The organism is Parapedobacter sp. 2B3, from assembly GCF_041925275.1.
In the GTDB taxonomy this organism is placed as follows: Bacteria; Bacteroidota; Bacteroidia; order Sphingobacteriales; family Sphingobacteriaceae; genus Parapedobacter; species Parapedobacter pyrenivorans_A.
Window position 1 is genome coordinate 80,510 of the sequence record NZ_JBHEUZ010000005.1, and the last position, 19,134, is coordinate 99,643.

General features: G+C 50.5%; 12 protein-coding genes and 1 pseudogene. 9 read left to right on the forward strand and 4 right to left on the reverse strand.

Annotated features, from left to right (window positions below; all coding sequences use genetic code 11):
• Positions 1–39: 39 nt before the first annotated feature.
• Together ACEVG1_RS07610 and ACEVG1_RS07615 are read right to left on the reverse strand one after the other, a co-directional pair.
• Positions 40–753 (reverse strand): hypothetical protein, encoded by a 714-nt coding sequence (locus ACEVG1_RS07610; protein WP_374743028.1) that lies wholly within the window; start codon positions 751–753, stop codon positions 40–42.
• Positions 750–2,507, reverse strand: coding sequence for a HEPN domain-containing protein (locus ACEVG1_RS07615; protein ID WP_374743029.1), 1,758 nt, complete (start codon positions 2,505–2,507; stop codon positions 750–752). Before ACEVG1_RS07615 ends, ACEVG1_RS07610 begins: the two co-directional genes overlap by 4 nt.
• Before the next feature lie 108 nt (positions 2,508–2,615).
• On the opposite strand from ACEVG1_RS07615, the gene ACEVG1_RS07620 reads away from it, so the two are divergent.
• From ACEVG1_RS07620 to ACEVG1_RS07635, 4 genes are all read left to right on the forward strand, one after another.
• Complete coding sequence (locus tag ACEVG1_RS07620) at positions 2,616–2,849, forward strand: helix-turn-helix domain-containing protein (protein ID WP_374743030.1); 234 nt, start codon at positions 2,616–2,618, stop codon at positions 2,847–2,849.
• A 43-nt stretch (positions 2,850–2,892) separates the two neighbouring features.
• Positions 2,893–3,099: a hypothetical protein gene (locus ACEVG1_RS07625; RefSeq protein WP_374743031.1), complete on the forward strand. Its 207-nt coding sequence runs from the start codon at positions 2,893–2,895 to the stop codon at positions 3,097–3,099.
• A 444-nt stretch (positions 3,100–3,543) separates the two neighbouring features.
• Complete coding sequence (locus ACEVG1_RS07630) at positions 3,544–4,371, forward strand: SGNH/GDSL hydrolase family protein (protein ID WP_374743032.1); 828 nt, start codon at positions 3,544–3,546, stop codon at positions 4,369–4,371.
• 49 nt (positions 4,372–4,420) lie between these two features.
• Positions 4,421–5,773 carry an FAD-dependent oxidoreductase gene (locus ACEVG1_RS07635; RefSeq protein WP_374743033.1) on the forward strand — a complete coding sequence of 451 codons (1,353 nt, stop codon included), beginning with the start codon at positions 4,421–4,423 and terminating at the stop codon, positions 5,771–5,773.
• Between the two features lie 36 nt (positions 5,774–5,809).
• Here ACEVG1_RS07635 and ACEVG1_RS07640 read toward each other — a convergent pair whose 3' ends face one another.
• Together ACEVG1_RS07640 and ACEVG1_RS07645 are read right to left on the reverse strand one after the other, a co-directional pair.
• Positions 5,810–6,979: an FAD-dependent monooxygenase gene (locus ACEVG1_RS07640; RefSeq protein WP_374743034.1), complete on the reverse strand. Its 1,170-nt coding sequence runs from the start codon at positions 6,977–6,979 to the stop codon at positions 5,810–5,812.
• Between the two features lie 13 nt (positions 6,980–6,992).
• Positions 6,993–7,730, reverse strand: a complete 738-nt coding sequence (locus ACEVG1_RS07645) for a DUF4197 domain-containing protein (RefSeq protein WP_374743035.1) — start codon at positions 7,728–7,730, stop codon at positions 6,993–6,995.
• A gap of 412 nt (positions 7,731–8,142) precedes the next feature.
• Here ACEVG1_RS07645 and ACEVG1_RS07650 point away from each other — a divergent pair, with 412 nt between their 5' ends.
• The 5 genes and pseudogenes from ACEVG1_RS07650 to ACEVG1_RS07670 form a co-directional block, all read left to right on the forward strand.
• Entirely contained in the window at positions 8,143–10,455 is a 2,313-nt protein-coding gene (locus ACEVG1_RS07650; protein WP_374743036.1) for an ABC transporter permease, read from the forward strand.
• 76 nt (positions 10,456–10,531) lie between these two features.
• Positions 10,532–12,949, forward strand: coding sequence for an ABC transporter permease (locus ACEVG1_RS07655; protein ID WP_374743037.1), 2,418 nt, complete (start codon positions 10,532–10,534; stop codon positions 12,947–12,949).
• A gap of 92 nt (positions 12,950–13,041) precedes the next feature.
• A complete protein-coding gene (locus ACEVG1_RS07660; protein WP_374743038.1) occupies positions 13,042–15,468 on the forward strand; it encodes an ABC transporter permease in 2,427 nt (808 codons plus the stop codon).
• Between the two features lie 53 nt (positions 15,469–15,521).
• Positions 15,522–18,026 carry an ABC transporter permease gene (locus ACEVG1_RS07665; RefSeq protein ID WP_374743039.1) on the forward strand — a complete coding sequence of 835 codons (2,505 nt, stop codon included), beginning with the start codon at positions 15,522–15,524 and terminating at the stop codon, positions 18,024–18,026.
• 584 nt (positions 18,027–18,610) lie between these two features.
• Positions 18,611–18,961 (forward strand): annotated as a pseudogene (locus tag ACEVG1_RS07670) (ABC transporter permease); the annotation flags it as partial.
• Positions 18,962–19,134 lie beyond the last annotated feature (173 nt).

The following is a 19,134-nucleotide window of genomic DNA, read 5'->3' on the forward strand; positions in this document are numbered from 1 at the left end:
TGCAGTCTCTCGGTACATCGATAAATGCTGTTTCGACCTTCATGATAGTTCATGGAATTTCTGGTGAACGAAATCCGTCGCCGCTTCCAAGTCCACCCCCGGGTGCAGCGCGTAGCGATAACTATAACTCCGTTGTTTCGTCCGCTTCAAAGGAGCTTTTCCTTTACGTCCAACCAGCTTATAAAGCGCGGTTTTGAAGTAAATCGGGTCTATTATATTTTCTGACATACGGTCGAGCCGCCTATAGAGTTCTTGTGCCTCAATTGGTTTGTCGAAAAGACCTCTTGTCAACATTGTATACAATGCATTTAATGACTGTTGCTGATAAATCGTTACAGAATTCTTATACCTGTATTTACCGATTTCCGGATCCTCTTCACTGAGTTGAAACAGGGTTATGCTTTCAAATTGGCTCTTGTAACATTCCATCCGATAGAAAATGGTCTCACCTGCCTTCCAAATATGCATTTCGTGCCGCAATTCCTTTTCTCCGTGATGTTGGTGCTGAATAAAGGAAGCGTGACGAAAAACCTTACATAACTGACCGTACAACTCTACACCCATATCGAACCGTTTAAACCGCTCTAGATTCGGGACAAAATCATCATCCTGACCAAGCAGAAAAGACAACTCCTGTGCAGAATAGCCCCAAGCCATACGGTTCAACATCATGCAGTAGATAAAACTGGAATAGGTGAGTGAGCATTCCGTGGAAAATACGCTTACCTCGTTGTCAGCAAACAGCTTACTCACGCCGACACCCCCTCTCCGGAGTCTACTCCCATCTTCCCCTCCAACTCCTTCACCACCTCCTCGCAAATCCCCTCAAAGAAATGGGCGATGTCCTTCGCTCGATCTTTGTAAAACGGTTGCGATGTGTCCGATAAGCCTATTTCGATGTTTTGCCACCATACCGTGTGCGGGCTTAGTATCAACTGCATGCGTGCTGTTTCGATTTTACTCGCCGGGTATATAAAATCCAGTAGCTTCCGGCCCGTTACCCCACTCCAATCAATCAATTCCGCTAAATCCACCCCATAAGGCTCAAACCCAACGGCACACCGTAAATAGGTACTGATGCCCACTTCCAGCAGGTTCCGCAGTAATAAGAAACAGGTGTCAAGCTTCAATGACGGCGCTGACTGAATCAACTCGTTCAAATTGCCCATGCAGGCCTTTGCGTTCTGCCAGGTTTTTTCAACCCGCTCATACTCGGCTTTCCAATCCACAGCCACCACGTCAAAAGCAGGCTCGAAGGTTGATTTCCTGCGCAAGACCCGCCCCTTGGTCCACAGCGTATGGAAAAAGCGATTGCCTTCCGCCAGGTTCTTCTGCACGGTTTTCGTGTTCAGGTAAACCACCATGGCACTGGCTTCTCCCACCTGCATGCAGCGGAAATGGAACGGCCCTTTGTTGTTCATCAATACGACGAGGTAAAGCTCCACTTTCGACCCGCCCCCGCTCTCCTCCCGCTCTTCTGGGCGAAACAGGTAATTTCCTGAAAAGCCACCTGTATGGTAGTTCAGCATCATGACCTGTTCGGGATTATGGCTCTGGCGGATCTTATCCAATAGCTTATTGACATCCTGCTTATACTGCTCCGGCCATGGGAAGCCGTTGAAATCTTCGCAGATAAGCTGTGTGGTGGGGGTAGGGGCAGCCACGGGTTCTTTTGCGGGCTTTGCCGCAGCTGTTTCGGCCGGCTTTTCCACCTCTTTCGGCAATTGCTCCCGATAAACCTTTACCCGTGCGACCATCGAGGCGACCATTTCATCCATCGCAGCCTTCGCCTGTTCGCTCTTGTCCAGTAATATACCAAACTCCTCCACTTCGATTTCAATCGACTCTCCCTTCTTTGCCCGCAGATAGCTTTGATCCAATAGGCGGAACAAATCCACCGATGGGCCGTCATACGGGAAAATCGATTGTAATTGCGGCAGCATGCTGCGGAGGGTTTTAAACAGATGCTCCACATTATGCCCCTTGCCCCCATTGATTCCAGCAGTGGCTTGGAAGCCCTTCAGCCGCAGTTCAAGGAATTGGTGCAGCATAAACGTCGCTTGCCCATATTCACCTTTGGCAACAAAGTTGTCTGCGCCAAGCCGGAAATCGTCCGATGTCTTACGGCATTTTTCATAGTTGAGTTCAGCGAGTTCCAGCAGGCCCGTAACGGTTTTATGGGAAAACAACGGGTTGCCCTTTTTAGATGCAGCATACAGCTCGTGCTGGGGCAACGATGCATAGGTGTAATACAGGCTCCCCTGTTTCAACTGGTTTTGCCATTCGCCGGTGAGCACCAGGTCAAATGGGATTTCCTCGCTGTCTGACAGGCATAACGACACCAGGGGTGCCATCGTCTTGGGCGCTATCCCTTTTACCGGGTTGACGACCAGCAGCAGGTGCGGCCGCTCTTCTTCCAGGTAGGGGTAGGAAAACAGGAAAATACGGTGTAAATCCATGCGCTGGGTCAGCCGCTCGACAAGTTGTTGGTTGATTACTTCTTTCATAATGACTTATTGTTTGTATAGATTTTCAATACAAACGTAAAGACATTATTTCAATTAACCAAACAATTATTCAGATTTTATATACAAAACGTATGTTTACTTGAACAAATGATTAGGAATATGACACTATTGGGCGAAATTTTAGCGAAGCGGTCGGTCAACAAATCGATGGTAGCCCGCCGTACGGGGCTAAGCAAAGCACGGATGAATGAACTCACACTAACACCTACGGCCAAGCTGCGTGCAGATGAGCTCTACCTCATCGCGAAAGCGATTGACATGGAACCATGTGACCTGTTAAACGCACTCTGCGGGCATTTGGCGTTGAAGGCTGCCAATTGACGGGGATTTGGCAAACAACGATTCTTTCTTTAAATTTGCTTTTATGGATACGTTTCTAATTAAGGTACCGGAAAATAAAACCTCGCTGGTGAAAAAGCTACTGAAGGAGCTGGGTGTAAAAGTCACGCGCGAAAGTAAAGCCATGATACTTGCCCGGGAAGTCGGCGATTCGATTAAGGCCGGCAATAAACTGACGATGGATGAAATCGTACAGGAAAGCCGCGCCGTGCGCGAAGCCAAGCCCCAGTAATGATTGTTGTACTGGATTGCAATATATGGATTAGCCTGACTATCAACCGCAGGTTGGATTATATCGTCCGTATGGCGGAAACAGGCATTAGGATAGCAAGCTGCAGGGAATTGAGAGCCGAGATTACAGATGTTTTGGCTAGGCCTAAACTTCAAAAATTTGTTCCTCCCGAAAGCGTTGCCAAAGTTGCTGAATTACATGATTTGTTAGCAAAACCTACAAACTCACCAACATCCCTCAAATCGTATCAGACGGTAAAGACAATTATCTCTTCGCCCTCTGTGCAAAATCAAATGCAAACTATCTTGTATCGGGGGACAAAGTCGTCTTACAAGTGGGTATCTATGAGAATACAACAATGGTCACGCTTAGTGAACTAGAAGCAATAACCAACCAGATATAAACGTGTTCCTCAAAAATTGGTAATTAATATTCGGAAAAATAATGAAAGCTTCTAAAAGTCAAATTCTATTCCTGTTAATTACGCTCCTCTGCTGCTCCTTCGGCCAGCCGCAGCAAACTTGGCTCGCGCTCGGCGACTCCATCACATACCTCAACGAACATACCGACGAAACGGGCCACCGCATCACCAAAGGGTACATGACACTCGTCACAGAAAAACATCCCCACCTCCGTTACATCAACGAAGGGCATAATGGATGGACGGCAGTGCGGATTGCCGAACAGATCGATAACCTCGGGCTGGTAAAAGCCGATTATTATACGGTGTTCCTGGGCACCAACGACTGGTGGGCGGGGCTACCCCTTGGGTCAGTGGCTGACTACCGGAACAACACCGGCGCCGGTACCACCAGCGGCGCCTTCCGCATCATCACCGATAAGCTCCGGCAGCTGAATCCCGATGCACCCATCATTCTCATAACCCCCATGCAGCGGGCCGATTTCGTGTATATCAATGACCCTAAAAACAACGCCTGGGGTTCGTATAAACCGAATCGGAATGGCCAGACATTGGAACAGTTCGCTGATACCATCGCTGCTATCGGCCACGAAGCTGGTTTCCAGGTGGTCGATCTGTACCACCACCCCAAACTGAAACTCGAAAAGCTGGTGAAGTTCAAGTGGCTGAGGGAACCCGGAGGTGATGCATACCGTAGGTACCGATATCCGGCATATACGCAAATTCTCTTCAACCCCGAGTCGGATGAGTACCCCTACCCCGAAAAGGCCATCGACATGACCTACGACGGACTGCACCCCTCAGATAAAGGGTATCAGGCAATCGCCAATGAACTTTTAAAACATTTTTGACCGCCCATTGGTATAGTAAACTGACCACCATCTTAAACGGGTAAGCAGTATGGAAACGAAGAAGCACGTCAAGAATTTGATCATCGGTTTTGGCAAGGGCGGAAAAACCTTGGCCGCATTCCTCGCCAAACGGGGTGAACCCGTGGTGCTTGTAGAGCAGTCGGCCGATATGTACGGTGGCGCCTGTATCAACATTGCCTGCATACCCACAAAATCACTCATCGTGGAAGCGGAAAAAGGTACGGACTATCCGCGTGCATACGAAATTAAAGAACAGTTGACGGCTAGCCTGCGGCAAAAAAACTTCGAGAAAATTGCAGGTCTCGAAAACGCGGAGGTCATAACCGGAAAGGCTGCTTTCGCCTCCCAAAATGAGGTAACCGTGCAGCTGGCGGCAGGTGGGGAAGTCCGGATCGAAGCAGAACGCATTTTTATCAATACCGGCTCCCAACCAAGCATTCCGCCTATTGAAGGAATAGGCTCCGAAAAGGTATTCACCAGCGCGGGGCTGATCGCCGAAGCGGGAAGGCCGGAAAAGCTGGTCATCATCGGCGGCGGATTCATCGGGCTGGAGTTTGCCGATATGTTTGCCAAATTCGGCACCCAAGTTACCGTGCTGGACAGGCATGCACAATTCCTTCCGGATGAAGACGAGGACATCGCCGGTGAGCTCTTTAAGGTACTGACCGAAAAAACGATACACCTCGTGAATGATGCTAGCGTAGAAAAAGTGGAAGATGTGAGCAACGGGCTAGTAACAGTTTATTTTACACAAAATGGGCACCAAAAATCGTTAACAGCCAATGCGGTGCTCCTCGCTACCGGCCGGAAACCCAGTACCGACGATTTGAACCTCGCCGCTGCGGGCATCCAAACAGACAAGCGAGGATACATACAGGTCGACGACCAGCTGAAAACGAACGCACCAAACATCTGGGCAATCGGCGACTGCAATGGTGGGCCGCAGTTTACCTACATTTCGCTGGATGATTTCCGCATCATCCGCAACCAGCTTGCCGGCAACAAACAATACACTTCGCTGAAGGATAGGCAGCCGTTTCCGACCTGCGTGTTTGTCACCCCACCGTTAGCCCAGGCCGGCCTTCGCGAAAAGGAAGCCCACAAAAAAGGATACGAGGTAAAAGTGTTTAAAATCCAGGCAAGTACCATCCCTAAGGCTGCCATTTTAAACGAACGGCGGGGGGTACTCAAAGCCGTTGTTGATGCAAAAACCGACCGCATCCTCGGCTGTACATTCTTCTGCGCGGAGGCGCACGAAATGATCAATACCGTCCAGCTGGCTATTCATGCGGGCGTCACTTACGACACATTGGCCAATATGATTTTTACGCACCCCAGCATGACCGAAGCACTGAATGATTTGTTTGTGTCGCCCGCTTAGCCAACGCCAAGCAATAAACGCTACAGCATTGTTGCGTCATTTGGACGATGCTATCGACATGAAATCCACCTCCAATAATTTCTTTAAGGTCGATTGTGCCCATGCCGCGGGCATGAGCCGTAGCAACGAATTGCGGACACCGACCATCAGGGGATGGGTGTACTGGGCTGCACGGCCGATTCGCCAGGAAGTTTCGGTGATGTATTTGGTCCGCTTTAACCGCCGCTTTTCAAAATTTTTAAACGCATCTTCAACGGTGTCAGCCCGGCTGATTTCGTCGCTTAGCACCGCGACGTCTTCGAGGGCCTGACATGCCCCCTGTCCCATATTTGGGGTGGTGGCATGGGCAGCATCGCCAATCAGCAGGATGTTACCATAAGCAAAACGCGATAACGGCTTGATATCGATGATATCGTTCCATATCAGGTCTTCGTCTTTCGTATTCGACAAGATTTCTGGAATGGGATCGTGGTAACGGCTGAAGTGGTGCAGCAAATCACGCACTGAATAATTTTTATATACATTGCTGTTTTGCGGGGCATTGATACATGCGTACCAATAAATGCGCTCTTGGACCAACGGTGTCATTCCAAACCTGCCATTAGGGCCCCAGGTTTCCGACCCGCGCTGTAACCCGATGGTACCATTGCCTATTGTGGCCCGCCAACAGGTGTAACCCGCGTACCTGGCCACCGAGCCTGGAACCAATTGTTGCCGGGCAATCGAATTGACACCATCCGCAACGATCAGGTATCGGCAACAGTACCTTGTACCATCTTCGAAACGCAACACGATTCCCTCATCCCGCTGTTCAAGCCGCTGTAGTCGCTTACCGAGTTGTACTGCCGCCGAAGGTATTTTCCCTTGCAGATAACGATGTAGGTCAGCGCGGTGTACCGTCAGGTTCTTCTGATTGTACCGTGTGCTCAGCCTTTGGGTATCGGGTACAATCAGCGCACGGCCTTTGTGATCCAATACTTCATAAGTGTCGGTATAGAAGCCGATACCCTCGACCTCCTGCCGTAGGCCCAAGTATTCAAATGCCTGCATGGCATTGGCAGCCAAACCAAAACCGGCGCCAATGCCTTTCAGCGCTAGTGCCTGTTCGAAAACAAGAAAATCCTTTCGGAGTTTATGAAAAGCAACGGCTGCGGATAACCCGGCGACCCCGCCGCCAACAATGGCGTATTCACAATCCAGCTTCATGCGGTTCGCAGGGTTAATCCACCGCCCCGAACACCTTCTTCAACAGCGAAGTGGTACGGAACACCGGATTATCACGGATGGCACTTTCTTTTTCGGCGACCATCTTGAATACACCGCTGACGGTCTCCTGCGTAACGTAACTGTTTAAATCCGTTTCGAGCGACTGGTTGGTTATCCCATTGTATTTGCCAATGATTTGTTCCCAGATCTTATCGGCACCCACTTTGCCCAGCGACCCTTCCACTTTTGGTTTGAAAGCGGTAAAGAGCTGTTCTGAGGTTTTGCCCTTCAGGTAATTGGTGGCTGCTACGCTATCGCCAAGTAGAATGTTTTTCGCATCATCGAATGACATCGACGTAATGGCATTGGCGAATATCGGCACCCCTTCCTGTACGGCATCTTCGGCAGCCCGGTTCAGCAAGAGTAGCCCTTGGTCCGCCAGGCTACCCAACCCGATACCGCGCAGGGTAGCGTCTACTTTCCTGAGCTTCTCAGGCAGCAATATCTTCACCAATTCATTCTTAAAAAACCCGTCTTCGGCACCAAGTTTCTGTATCCCCTCTTTTACGCCGATGTTCAACGCCTCCTTCAGTGCGCCGGACATTTCTCCTGTGGAAATGCCGGTAAGGTCCAGATTGCTTTTCTTCTTATCCTCTCCGGCCTCGCCCTCCTGCTTATCTTTAACGGCCTTCTTCACCTTGTCGAAGATGCTTTGGGCCTGCGCGGCCGGCATCGCGAATAGCCCAGCCATAACCGCCATACAAATTGCTCGCTTTATACTTCCTACACCCATCTTATCTTGATTTACACCGCCAAAGATACGCATTTGATTTGTGGCATCATACCGAATACGAGGTGTGTACGTAACGGCTAATGCGGAGATACGGACAACCATGGAAGTGTCCGCGAGCGAACAACAAGTGTTCGATATCGAACACTATTTCAAAGAAGCACTTCGTTAATTATATTGATAATCAATCCGTTATTGTTTTGGCTTAGTTGCTGCTATTTTTCGAACAACAGGATGAACAAATTAAGAGACAGCGACTTGAGCGGCAGTAGGACTAACGCGAGGCGGGTTGTATTCAGTTCGATTAGACATGATAAGAACTTATTTTACCACGGCTTTACGGACGATCACGAAAAATAAAGGGTTTTCCTTTTTGAATATAGCAGGCTTGGCATTGGGCATCTCCTGTGCATTGCTCATCCTGCTATGGGTACAGGATGAACTGAGCGTAGACCGGTTCCATGCCAACGACGGTCGCCTTTACCAAGTATACCAACGGAGTTACTACGATGGCAAGATCGTGGGTGCTTACCATACCCAAGGCTTGCTAGCATCGGAACTGAAAAAGAATATCCCGGAGATCGAATATGCGAGCGGCATGGAGTATGTCGCGGCTCCGGGGACAAGCAGTACATTTTCGGTGGATGGCAACATCAACAAAATGACGGGCTTTTTTGTTGGTGCTGACTTTTTGAGCATGTTCAGTTACCGGGTGCTGCACGGTGATAAGCAGTCGGCGCTGACCCTACCGAACAGCATCGCCATTTCACAGCAAATGGCCGAAAACTTTTTCGGTACCATCACAAACGTTGTCGGCAAAACCATCCGTTTTGAGAATAAGAAAGACCTGCAGGTGACGGCGGTCTTTGAAGATATCCCCACCCAATCCTCCCAACAATTTGACTTTCTGATGGGGTGGGGCGATTTTGTCAGTGAAAATGCGTGGGTAAACAACTGGGGCAACACCTCGCCGGCTACATTTGTCCAGTTACGTGCGGATGCGAGCCGCGAACAGGTAGCATCGAAAATAAAAGATTTCGTCCATAATTACCGAGATCAGAGCGAGAGCTTCCGGACGGAATTGGCCTTGCAGCCGTACGGTGAACGGTATTTGCATTCGAGCTTTAAGGACGGGCATATCGCCGGCGGGCGCATTGAATATGTTCGACTATTTAGTTGGGTGGCCGCATTTGTACTGCTGATCGCTTGCATCAACTTCATGAATCTCGCAACGGCACGCTCCGCCAAACGGGCTAAGGAAATCGGGTTACGCAAAACCATAGGTGCTTCCCGGCTCTCCCTAATCAGGCAGTTTTATATGGAAGCGTTCCTACTCACCGCTTGTGCATTCTTGGTGGGGCTAGTGCTCGCTTTTTGCTTGCTCCCCCTGTTCAACCAGTTTACCGGTAAAGCTTTGACGCTACCGCTGGCCGAGCTGGGATTTTGGGGCGCTGCGTTGGCGCTTTTCATGGGCATCGGGTTAGTTGCCGGAAGTTATCCAGCCCTGTTCTTATCTTCGATGCGACCCATCCAGGTATTGAAAAACAACCACTCCCTGGGCGGCGCTGTTTTTCTCCGGAAAGGGTTGGTGGTTTTCCAATTTGCCCTTTCGGTGCTGCTGATCGTTGGCATGCTCGTCATCTATCGGCAACTAAACTACATCCAGACCACGCATGTGGGTTACGACCGCGAAAACCTCGTATACATCCCCATCGAAGGTGATCTGGTGAAGAACTATCAAGCCTTCAAAGCGGAAGCTGAAAACCGGCCTGAAATCCTTTCCGTGTCCAAGATGCGTAATTCGCCGACGTTTATTGAGCACCATGTGGATGGCATTGCGTGGCCCGGTAAAGACCCTAATCTCACCGTTTCGTTTGCAGATGCCGTGGTCGGCTACGACTTTGTGGAAACGCTGCGCCTCCAGCTAAAAGAGGGGCGCGATTTTTCACGGGCCTTCGGCGCAGATTCGGCTGCCTATCTATTAAATGAGACCGCTGCAGCACGCATGGGTTTCGAATCGGCTATCGGACAAACGGTAGATTGGGGAAACCGTCCCGGTGAAATCATCGGCGTACTCCGCGACTTCCATTTCACCTCCTTTCATCAAACCATCGAACCGCTGATCATCCGGCTGGACGAAAACTGGTCATGGGGCACCATTTTGGTGCGTACCAAAGCGGGTCGCACAAAGGAAGCCATCGCAACCCTAGAACAGCTATGCAAAACCCTGAATCCGAAAACCCCCTTTTCGTATCAATTTTCGGATCTAGAATTTGCCAAATTGTATAAAAACGAAGCCATTGTCGGCAAACTATCTTATTCCTTCGCCCTGTTCGCCATTTTAATTTCCTGCCTCGGTCTTTTTGGTTTGGCAGCATTCACCGCCGAGCAGCGTACAAAAGAAGTCGGCATCCGAAAGGTGTTGGGTGCGTCCGTGGGTAATGTGGTAGCCCTGCTTTCGAAAGACTTTGTAAAACTTGTGTTGGTGGCCATCGCCATCGCATGCCCACTTGCGTGGTGGGCGATGGACAGTTGGCTGGCCGGTTTCGCCTATCGGATTAACATTGAATGGTGGATATTCGCACTAGCAGGAGTGGCCGCCGTCACCATCGCATTAATGACCGTGAGCTTCCAAGCCATCAGGGCTGCCATCGTAAATCCGGTGGAGTCGCTGCGGGATGAGTGATGTTTTGGAGCAAGGATGAGAAGAGCAAGGACTGGCTTTGTCTAACGACTAAGTACTTTGTACTAAATACTAAAAAATGATAACGAACTACCTTAAAATAGCTTGGCGAAACATCATCCGCGAAAGGCGCACATCGCTCATCAATTTGATGGGACTTTCGCTGGGAATTGCTGCCGCATTGATTTTATTTGTCATTGTACAATATGAATGGAGCTACGATCGCTTCCATAAAAACTATGACCGCATCTACCGCATCGTTACCGAGACGAAACGCGAAAACTCGTCCGATTACAACCCGGGCGTTGCCAATCCACTACCCCGGGCACTCTGGATAGACATGCCACAGCTGAAGGCTGTTGTACCGTTATTGGCAACCGGCGGACAAGTAGATGTACCTAATAAAAATCAAGAAAATCCAATCGACAAGTATTCCGAACAGGTTGTTTTTACAACGCCCGACTTCTTCCAGCTCTTCGATGCGACATGGCTTGCGGGAAACGCATCTGCTTTGTCGGCCCCTAACAGTGTGGTCCTCGACCGCGAAACAGCCACCCGCTTCTTCGGCTCATGGCAGCAAGCCGTGGGGCAACAGTTCCAATTGGCCAATGCGATCACGCTACAGGTTTCCGCCATTGTCGAAAACGCCCAAAAAAACAGCAACTTCCCTTATCATCTGCTCGTTTCCTTCCCCACATTGGAGGCAAATCCGGGTATGTTTGACTATGACCCCGATAATTGGGGCAGCGTAAGCAGCAGCTTCCAAACGTACGTATTAGCTGGCCCCAATGAAGACGAAGCCACTATCAGCCAACAACTGGACGGGCTGACCAAAAAATATTTTGAAGACAACGGAAAAAACAGGCGTCTGCACCTACAACCGCTGAGCAATATCCATTTTGACCCGCGCTATGGTGGCTTGGTCGACGGCCAGATAATCAAACGATCCACACTAACCACGCTGACGCTCATCGGGATATTCATCCTCGTCATGGCAGCCATCAATTTCATCAACCTCAGCACCGCCCAGGCCCTTGGCAAAGGCAAGGAAATTGGTGTCCGGAAAGTGCTGGGGGGTACCCGGCGCGGCCTGATCGCACTGTCGTTCAGCGAAACCTTCCTGCTCGTCTTGCTGTCGATGGTCGTGGCCATCGGTGTGGCTTACGTTGCCCTCCCCCATGTGCATCATTTTTCCAATATGCCCGATCGTCCACCACTGTTGCAGGGACACACCGTTGTATTCCTCAGCCTAACCCTGCTGGTGATGACCCTGCTGTCGGGCGGTTATCCGGCACTCATCCTTTCCGGTTTTACACCCATTGCCGCGCTCCGGAATAAAATCCATACCACCCAGCTGGCGGGCGTTCCCGTGCGGAAGGGTCTGGTTGTTGTCCAGTTCGCCATCGCCCAATTGCTGATGATCGGTACGCTCGTGGCCGTGAAACAAATGGCATTTATCCGCAACGCGGACCTGGGGTTTGACAAGGAAGCCCTGTATATGGTGCAAGTGCCTTCCGACGACGTTGCTAACCCGCGGATGGCTGTATTCAAGCAGCAGCTCTTGCAGCTGCCCAAGGTCCGGTCGGTCAGCTTGGCGAGTGATGTCCCTTCGTCGGGCAACAAGTGGCAATCAAATTTCTATTTCGACGGCACGGGGTCGGGCAATGAGATCGACTTTCCTACCGCTGTGAAATTCGCCGACGCGGATTATTTCGACAACTATGGCCTCACCTGGGCCGCGGGGCAACCCTACGCAGCGAGCGATACACTCAAAGAGGCGGTTATCAATGATGCTATGCGCAAAAAACTGGGACTGGCTGCCGCCGAAGACGCCATCGGCAAGCGTATCCGAATCGGGGGAGGTGTTTGGATGACCATTACCGGGGTGGTGAACGACTTTATCCCCAATTCACTACGGGAAGAAGTCGGGCCCATCATCATCGCCACAGACAAATCAAATTACTACGTGGCCGGCATCAAACTGGAGCAAGGCGCAGGAAAAAACACATTGGCCGAAGTCCAACAACGGTTTGAACAGCTTTATCCCGAGCATTACTACCAAGCGGATTTTCTTGATGACAATATCGCCGAGTTTTATGAACAAGAGGAAAAAATGGCATTGGTTTACCAGCTGTTTGCGGTACTATCGCTGGTGATATCCAGCATCGGCCTGTATGGGATGGTATCCTTTATGCTGAATCAGAAAGTGAAGGAGATCGGCATCCGGAAGGTGCTCGGCGCCAGCGTGGCAAGCATCGTATACCTCTTTTCGAAGGAGTTTATATATATGGTGGCGCTGGCCTTCTGCGTGGCGGCACCGCTGGCCTATTACTTCATGCACGGCTGGCTCGCTAATTTCACGTATCGCATCGATTTGGGGGTCGGACTGTTCTTAACCGTGATACTGTCGGCCCTGGTCATCGCCATGTTAACCATCGGCATTAAAGCTTTCCGGGCGGCTGTGGCAAACCCCGTCGACTCGCTGAGGGATGAATGACATAAATGGAACAAAGATGGAAGGAACAAGGAGCAAAGACGAATTATACTAAAGACTAAGTACTTTGTACTAACTTACGTACTAACGGAAAAATGACAACCAACTACATAAAAACCATCCTCCGCCACCTTTGGCGCAACCGCCTCTTCACGGCGCTAAACGTACTTGGACTTGCCATCGGCATCAGCGCGTGCTGGGTGGTGTACCGCATTGTGGATTACGAATTGAGTTTCGATAAAGCACATCCCGATGCTGCGGACATCTACCAAATCGTGGGTCGGTTCAAAGCGGATGGTCAAGAAAGCGGCTTCGGCGGCGTACCGCTGCCGTTGGCGCCCCTGCTGTCGGAAGGGATTTCGGGCGTGGAACTGGTGGTGCCCATCTATAACAACTACGTGGAAACCCTCACGATTCCCGCCACGGGCAACCGGCCGGAGGAAAAAGTGGAAGACCCGCAGGTGGTGGCAACCTTACCCGCCTATTTCGACACGGTACCCCACCGCTGGCTGGCTGGCTCGAAACAAGGTGCCCTCAGCGCCCCGGACAAGGTGGTACTTACGGAATCGCGGGCGGAACAGTATTTCCCCGGCCTGAAGCCGGAAGATGTCGTCGGCAAAACGCTGATGTACGATACAGTGGCACGCACCGTCACCGGTGTAGTCGCCGACCTGGGTTACCCCAGCAGCTTTCAGGAAAACGAGTTCACCGCCGTGCCTTCGGAACAATGGACGTCTGACAATTGGCTGGGGTCGAACTCCGACCACATCGTGTTCGTTAAGCTGGCTAAAGGAGCTTCCATTGAAACCATCGTTGACATAGCCTCCAGGAAACGGCAGGAGGTGGCCAGTGAGGCGATGAATGAATATGGCTTTGAAGCATGGTTCGATGCCATCCCGCTCTCCGACAAGCATTTCGCTGCCGAATACGCCACCAGCTCGCGGTCGGCCAGCATGAATGTCCTTTATGGCCTGATGGCCATCGGTTTCTTCCTACTCATACTGGCCTGCATCAACTACATCAACCTAAGTACAGCCCAGGTGCCCCAGCGGGCCAAAGAAATCGGTGTGCGAAAGACCCTCGGGAGCACCCCCCGCGTGCTTGTCGGCAGCTTTCTGCTGGAAACATTGGCCATCACGTTGGTGGCGCTACTGCTCGCCATCCCATTGACCGTACTCTTTATACGGATGTTCCCCGAATTTATCCCCCAGGGCATGGGTACCTACGCCAATCCGCTAGGCCTAACCCTGTTCCTTTTGGCGTTGCTCGCCACCGTTACATTCGCCTCCGGGCTATACCCGGCCTGGCTTATCACCAGGGTCCGCACCGTGCAGGTGCTGAAAGGACAGGGTGATAAGATGGTGGCCGGCGCGCGGCTGAACCTCCGGAAGACCTTGATTGTCTTCCAGTTCATCATCGCACAGGTGTTTATCGTCAGCGCGCTCATCATCGGCCAGCAGCTCAATTACACGCTAAAGAAAGACCTTGGGTTTACCCATGATGCGGTCGTCAACATCGGCACACCTTACCGCTCCGACCAAGGCGCCGATATCGATCCGTTCATCTACAAACGCGCGCTCGCGCAGCGTCCCGAAATCGCGGGCGTAGCGTTAGGCCATGAGCCGCTCAATAACAACCATTGGGGAACGGATTTCCGCTTCGCGGCGGACACGGGCGAACGACGGGTAAACATGCCCCGAAAATACGTCGATGCGGACTACCTCGACCTCTATCAAATCAAATTATTAGCAGGCCGTAACATCCAGCAGACCGACACCACGCGCGATGTCATCATCAATGACGCCGCACGCAAGGCCTTCGGATTCGAGACACCCGAGGCCGCTATCGGCCAACTGGTTGTCATGGGGGGGAGCATGAATCAATACCCTATTGTGGGGGTCGTTGCCGACTTCCACCAAAAGGCGCTCCATGTCGCTATCGAACCGCTGGCACTCATTACCACCAACAAAAGGAGCTCCCTGCAAACCTTCAACATAAAACTGCCGGCCGACCGTAAACAATGGAAAAAAAGCCTTGCCGTAATGGAGACGGAATGGAAAGCGGTCTACCCCAATGCTCCGTTCAATTATCGGTTCAATGATGAACGGATAAAAAGCTTATACGAATCGGAATACCGGATGTCCAAGCTTATCGGATTGGCTACGGGTGTAACCATTATGATCAGTTGCTTCGGACTATTCGGCCTGGCCACACTCACGGCGTTCCAGCGCACCAAAGAAATCGGCATCCGCAAGGTGCTGGGTGCCACGGTGGCCGGAATTGTAGGTTTGCTTTCCAAAGATTTTGTGAAATTGGTGTGTTTGGCCATCGTCATCGCCTCACCCATTGCGTGGTGGGCGATGAACCGATGGTTGGCCGACTTTGCCTACCGTATCGACATCCAATGGTGGATGTTTGCCCTAGCAGGTTTGGCTGCGGTAGTTATCGCACTGCTTACGGTAAGCTGGCAAGCCATACGGGCGGCAGTGGCCAATCCGGTGGAATCGCTTAGGGATGAGTGATGAATGGAATAAGGATCTTTTGTCTAGTGCCTAGTGTCTAGTGTCTAAAAAAAATGATAAAGAATTATTTCAAAACAGCTTGGAGAAGTATCCATAAAAACCGCGAGTACAATTGGCTGAGTATTCTCGGCCTTTCGCTAGGCCTGGCGATATTTATTACTGCTTTAATCTATGTAAACCGTGAAAAAAGCTACGATAGGTGGGATGATCAATTAGACCGCGTCTACCGGGTGATTACCCAAGATCAGTGGGGAGAAGATCTCGAGCTCACTTCCTTTACTCCGGCAGCACTGGGGGTGTACATGCACCAGCAACTGCCAGAAGTAGAACGTAGCACCGCTTTCCGTGAAGTAGGAGAAACGCTCGTTACCATCGGCGACCAAGCATTCTACAGCAGCCATGTCATCATCGCTGACAGCAACTTTTTCAACGTGTTTCCGTATCCATTCCGGGCAGGAGATCCGGCACACGCGCTCAACCAACCGGATCAAGCTGTTTTGAGCCGGGCAACCGCAGAGAAATGGTTCGGCACCGACGATCCCACCGGCAAAACATTCGAAATCAGCAAAAGGACCTATACCATCAGCGGTGTATTCGACAAGCCGGGGCCATCACACCTGGATTTCCACGTCTGTATATCCGCCAAATTTGACCCAAGCAACTGGAATGCCCGTGTCTTTACGAACTATGTGTTGGTAAAACCACATGCAAACTTGCAGACCCTGGAACAAAAAGCCAAACAAAGTTTCATCTATCATTTTGCATTAGGCCAGCAGAGTAGCCCTTACAATAAAGATAAACCCGAGGCGAAGATCACTAATGAGAAAGAGGCCGAGGCGTGGCTGAACGACGTTATGGGAATCAGGAATATCGACTTATTTCTGGAGCCAGTGGTCGATATCCATCTACAACCCAAAGCGTTTGGTTGGCGCGATGCCGCGGCTAATCATCCCGTTTTGGATTTTTCCGAAGAAAACCAGCTTTCGGTTTGGATATTCTCAGTCATCGGGATTTTGGTACTTTCACTGGCAGCCATCAATTACACCAATATTGCCATCGCCATTGGCTACATACAGACCAAGGACTCAGGACTGCGAAAAATCATCGGAGCCAGTAAATCACAGCTTAGTTTGCTCTCCCTCACAAACTCAATGATCCAGATCAGTATTGCCATGGTGGGTGCGCTACTGTTCAGCGCATTCATTATCGAATACCTCAATAAAAACTTCGGTATGGAACTGGAAATCTGGAGTAGCCGCTATTCCGCAGCCAATATCCGGCTATTGGTCCAACTGGTAGGCATTGCGTTGATCGTGGCTTTGCTGACAGGCCTCTATCCTGCCTACATCATGCTTCGTTACAAACCTATTCAATTGCTCAAAGGCGAATTAAAAGCAGGACAACAGGGCAGCCGTATTCGCAACACCTTGGTTGTCATCCAATTTACGTTAGCAATGGTTTTCATTACCTCGCTGGTAATTATCCGCTCCCAATTATCTTTCATGAAAACCAGTAATCCCGGTTTTACGACCGAGCAGGTATTGCGGATCAATGGAGAACGGGTAAACATGGATTTTTTTGCCAACCTGGATGAACAGGAAGCCGTTATGAACAGTCTCAAAGCATTACCCGAAGTAAAAAGCGTCGCTACCACCCATTTCTATCCGGGCAGAGCCTCTCATAGTTTGCAAAAAGCGAATTTCGGCACCAATTCAGACACGCTTTCTGTAAAAGCCAACTGGGTGGGATTGGGCTATTTCGAAACATTGGACATAGCGATGGTCCAGGGACGGGCTTTTTCCGCCGATTATGCCTCGGATACCCTCCATGCCGCCATTATCAACGAGACCGCCGCCAGACGGATGGGATTACAACACCCCATTGGAGAGAAAGTGGCAGCACTCGGCATGGAATACCAGATCATCGGGGTCTCACAAGACAATCACCTGTCAGGATACCAAAAAGTCATCGAACCGGAACTATATGTGATCGGTACCGCTCCGGGCATGACAAGCGGACGCAGGCAATTGCTGGTTAAATTCCATGACGGACATGCGGCGCAACAAGCACTTGAAAAGGTTCAAGCGATTTGGAAGCGTATTGAAACCTATGGGCCCATGCGCTATTCATGGTTGGACGATGATTTTGCAAAATTGCTGGATAAATACACAAAAATAGATCGCCTGATGACCCTACTGACGCTGGTGGCCATCTCGATTGCCATGATGGGTATATTTGGCATCAGCACATTCGTTTCCCGGCAACGCACCAAAGAAATCGGCATCCGCAAGGTGCTGGGTGCCACGGTGGCCGGAATTGTAGGTTTGCTTTCCAAAGATTTTGTGAAATTGGTGTGTTTGGCCATCGTCATCGCCTCACCCATTGCGTGGTGGGCGATGAACCGATGGTTGGCCGACTTTGCCTACCGTATCGACATCCAATGGTGGATGTTTGCCCTAGCAGGTTTGGCTGCGGTAGTTATTGCACTGCTTACGGTAAGCTGGCAAGCCATACGGGCGGCAGTGGCCAATCCGGTTGATTCTCTACGCGACGAATAAAAAAAATTGCTATAGGAATGTAAACACATCCCAGACCGGATGTGATAAAAAATTCTCCACAGTCATATCGAAAACAGGCATCCCGAACTGCTCGAAAGCATCCCGTAAACGCAAATAGTTCTCCTTGTCCGCTCAACCCAAATATCCATGTCACCCGTTGTCCGCGAGTACCCATGCAATATAACGGCAAACCCACCTACTAAGAGGTACCGGACACCCTTTTCATTTAGCGCAAGTAAAAACTCCCTGAAATCTTCGTTAAAGATGTTGCTCCGCAAGTCAGTTCCTCCCCCTAGTGCTAAATTTCGTGCGGTCAAGACGAGGCGGAGAATCCAGAGGGCAATTAAAAGCAACACTATTTAGGTATGCGGCAACGGCCAATCGTTCGGTCCAATCCATACTTTTATAGTACAACGCATGATTGGCTGCCTCTTGAGCCGTTTGCGCCTTAAAAGCACCTCTATTTAGGCGGAACTCCGACATCACTTTGCTTTAATTATCAATTATCTACTAAGTATGCAAAATTAGCAAAATATTTATACACATCATTTTCACCCAGTAGTTTCCAATCGGCTACCTTCCTCACCATCTTCATCTCGTGCCTCGGCCTGTTTGGCCTCGCCGCCTACATGGCCGAAAACCACACGAAAGAAATCGGCGTCCGCAAGGTATTGGGTGCGTCGGTGCTGTCACTGGTCAACCTGCTTAACAAGGAATTTTTGGTCCTCGTTAGTATCGCCTGCCTCGTGGCTTTCCCCATCGCTTATTGGGTGATGGATCACTGGCTGGATACATTCAGTTACCATACCGACATCCATTGGGGGGTATTTGCAGTAATTGGCATCAGCGCACTTCTTATCTCCTTGCTCACCGTAAGCTGGCAGGCCATACGGGCGGCGGTGGCTAATCCGGTGGAGTCGCTGAGGGATGAGTGATGGGGGAAATCCCGATTGTCGAGATAGGGACTGGGTGAATGGTCGGTAACGAAAATTTGTTAAAATCCCGGCGTTAGTTCACGAATTGGGGTATTGTTTCGACATCAATTTTAATTAATGTCGAAAATTGTTTGTATTTTCGACATGTGGCTTCCTGGTTGTTGATTCATTCG

Bases quoted from the DNA above. Each gene is read 5' to 3' on its own strand.
- ACEVG1_RS07655 (WP_374743037.1), top strand. From the start codon at position 10,532: ATGATAACGAACTACCTTAAAATAGCTTGGCGAAACATCATCCGCGAA.
- ACEVG1_RS07635 (WP_374743033.1), top strand. From the start codon at position 4,421: ATGGAAACGAAGAAGCACGTCAAGAATTTGATCATCGGTTTTGGCAAG.
- ACEVG1_RS07625 (WP_374743031.1), top strand. From the start codon at position 2,893: ATGGATACGTTTCTAATTAAGGTACCGGAAAATAAAACCTCGCTGGTG.
- ACEVG1_RS07620 (WP_374743030.1), top strand. From the start codon at position 2,616: ATGATTAGGAATATGACACTATTGGGCGAAATTTTAGCGAAGCGGTCG.
- ACEVG1_RS07645 (WP_374743035.1), bottom strand. From the start codon at position 7,730: ATGGCTGGGCTATTCGCGATGCCGGCCGCGCAGGCCCAAAGCATCTTC.
- ACEVG1_RS07640 (WP_374743034.1), bottom strand. From the start codon at position 6,979: ATGAAGCTGGATTGTGAATACGCCATTGTTGGCGGCGGGGTCGCCGGG.
- ACEVG1_RS07630 (WP_374743032.1), top strand. From the start codon at position 3,544: ATGAAAGCTTCTAAAAGTCAAATTCTATTCCTGTTAATTACGCTCCTC.
- ACEVG1_RS07660 (WP_374743038.1), top strand. From the start codon at position 13,042: ATGACAACCAACTACATAAAAACCATCCTCCGCCACCTTTGGCGCAAC.
- ACEVG1_RS07665 (WP_374743039.1), top strand. From the start codon at position 15,522: ATGATAAAGAATTATTTCAAAACAGCTTGGAGAAGTATCCATAAAAAC.
- ACEVG1_RS07615 (WP_374743029.1), bottom strand. From the start codon at position 2,507: ATGAAAGAAGTAATCAACCAACAACTTGTCGAGCGGCTGACCCAGCGC.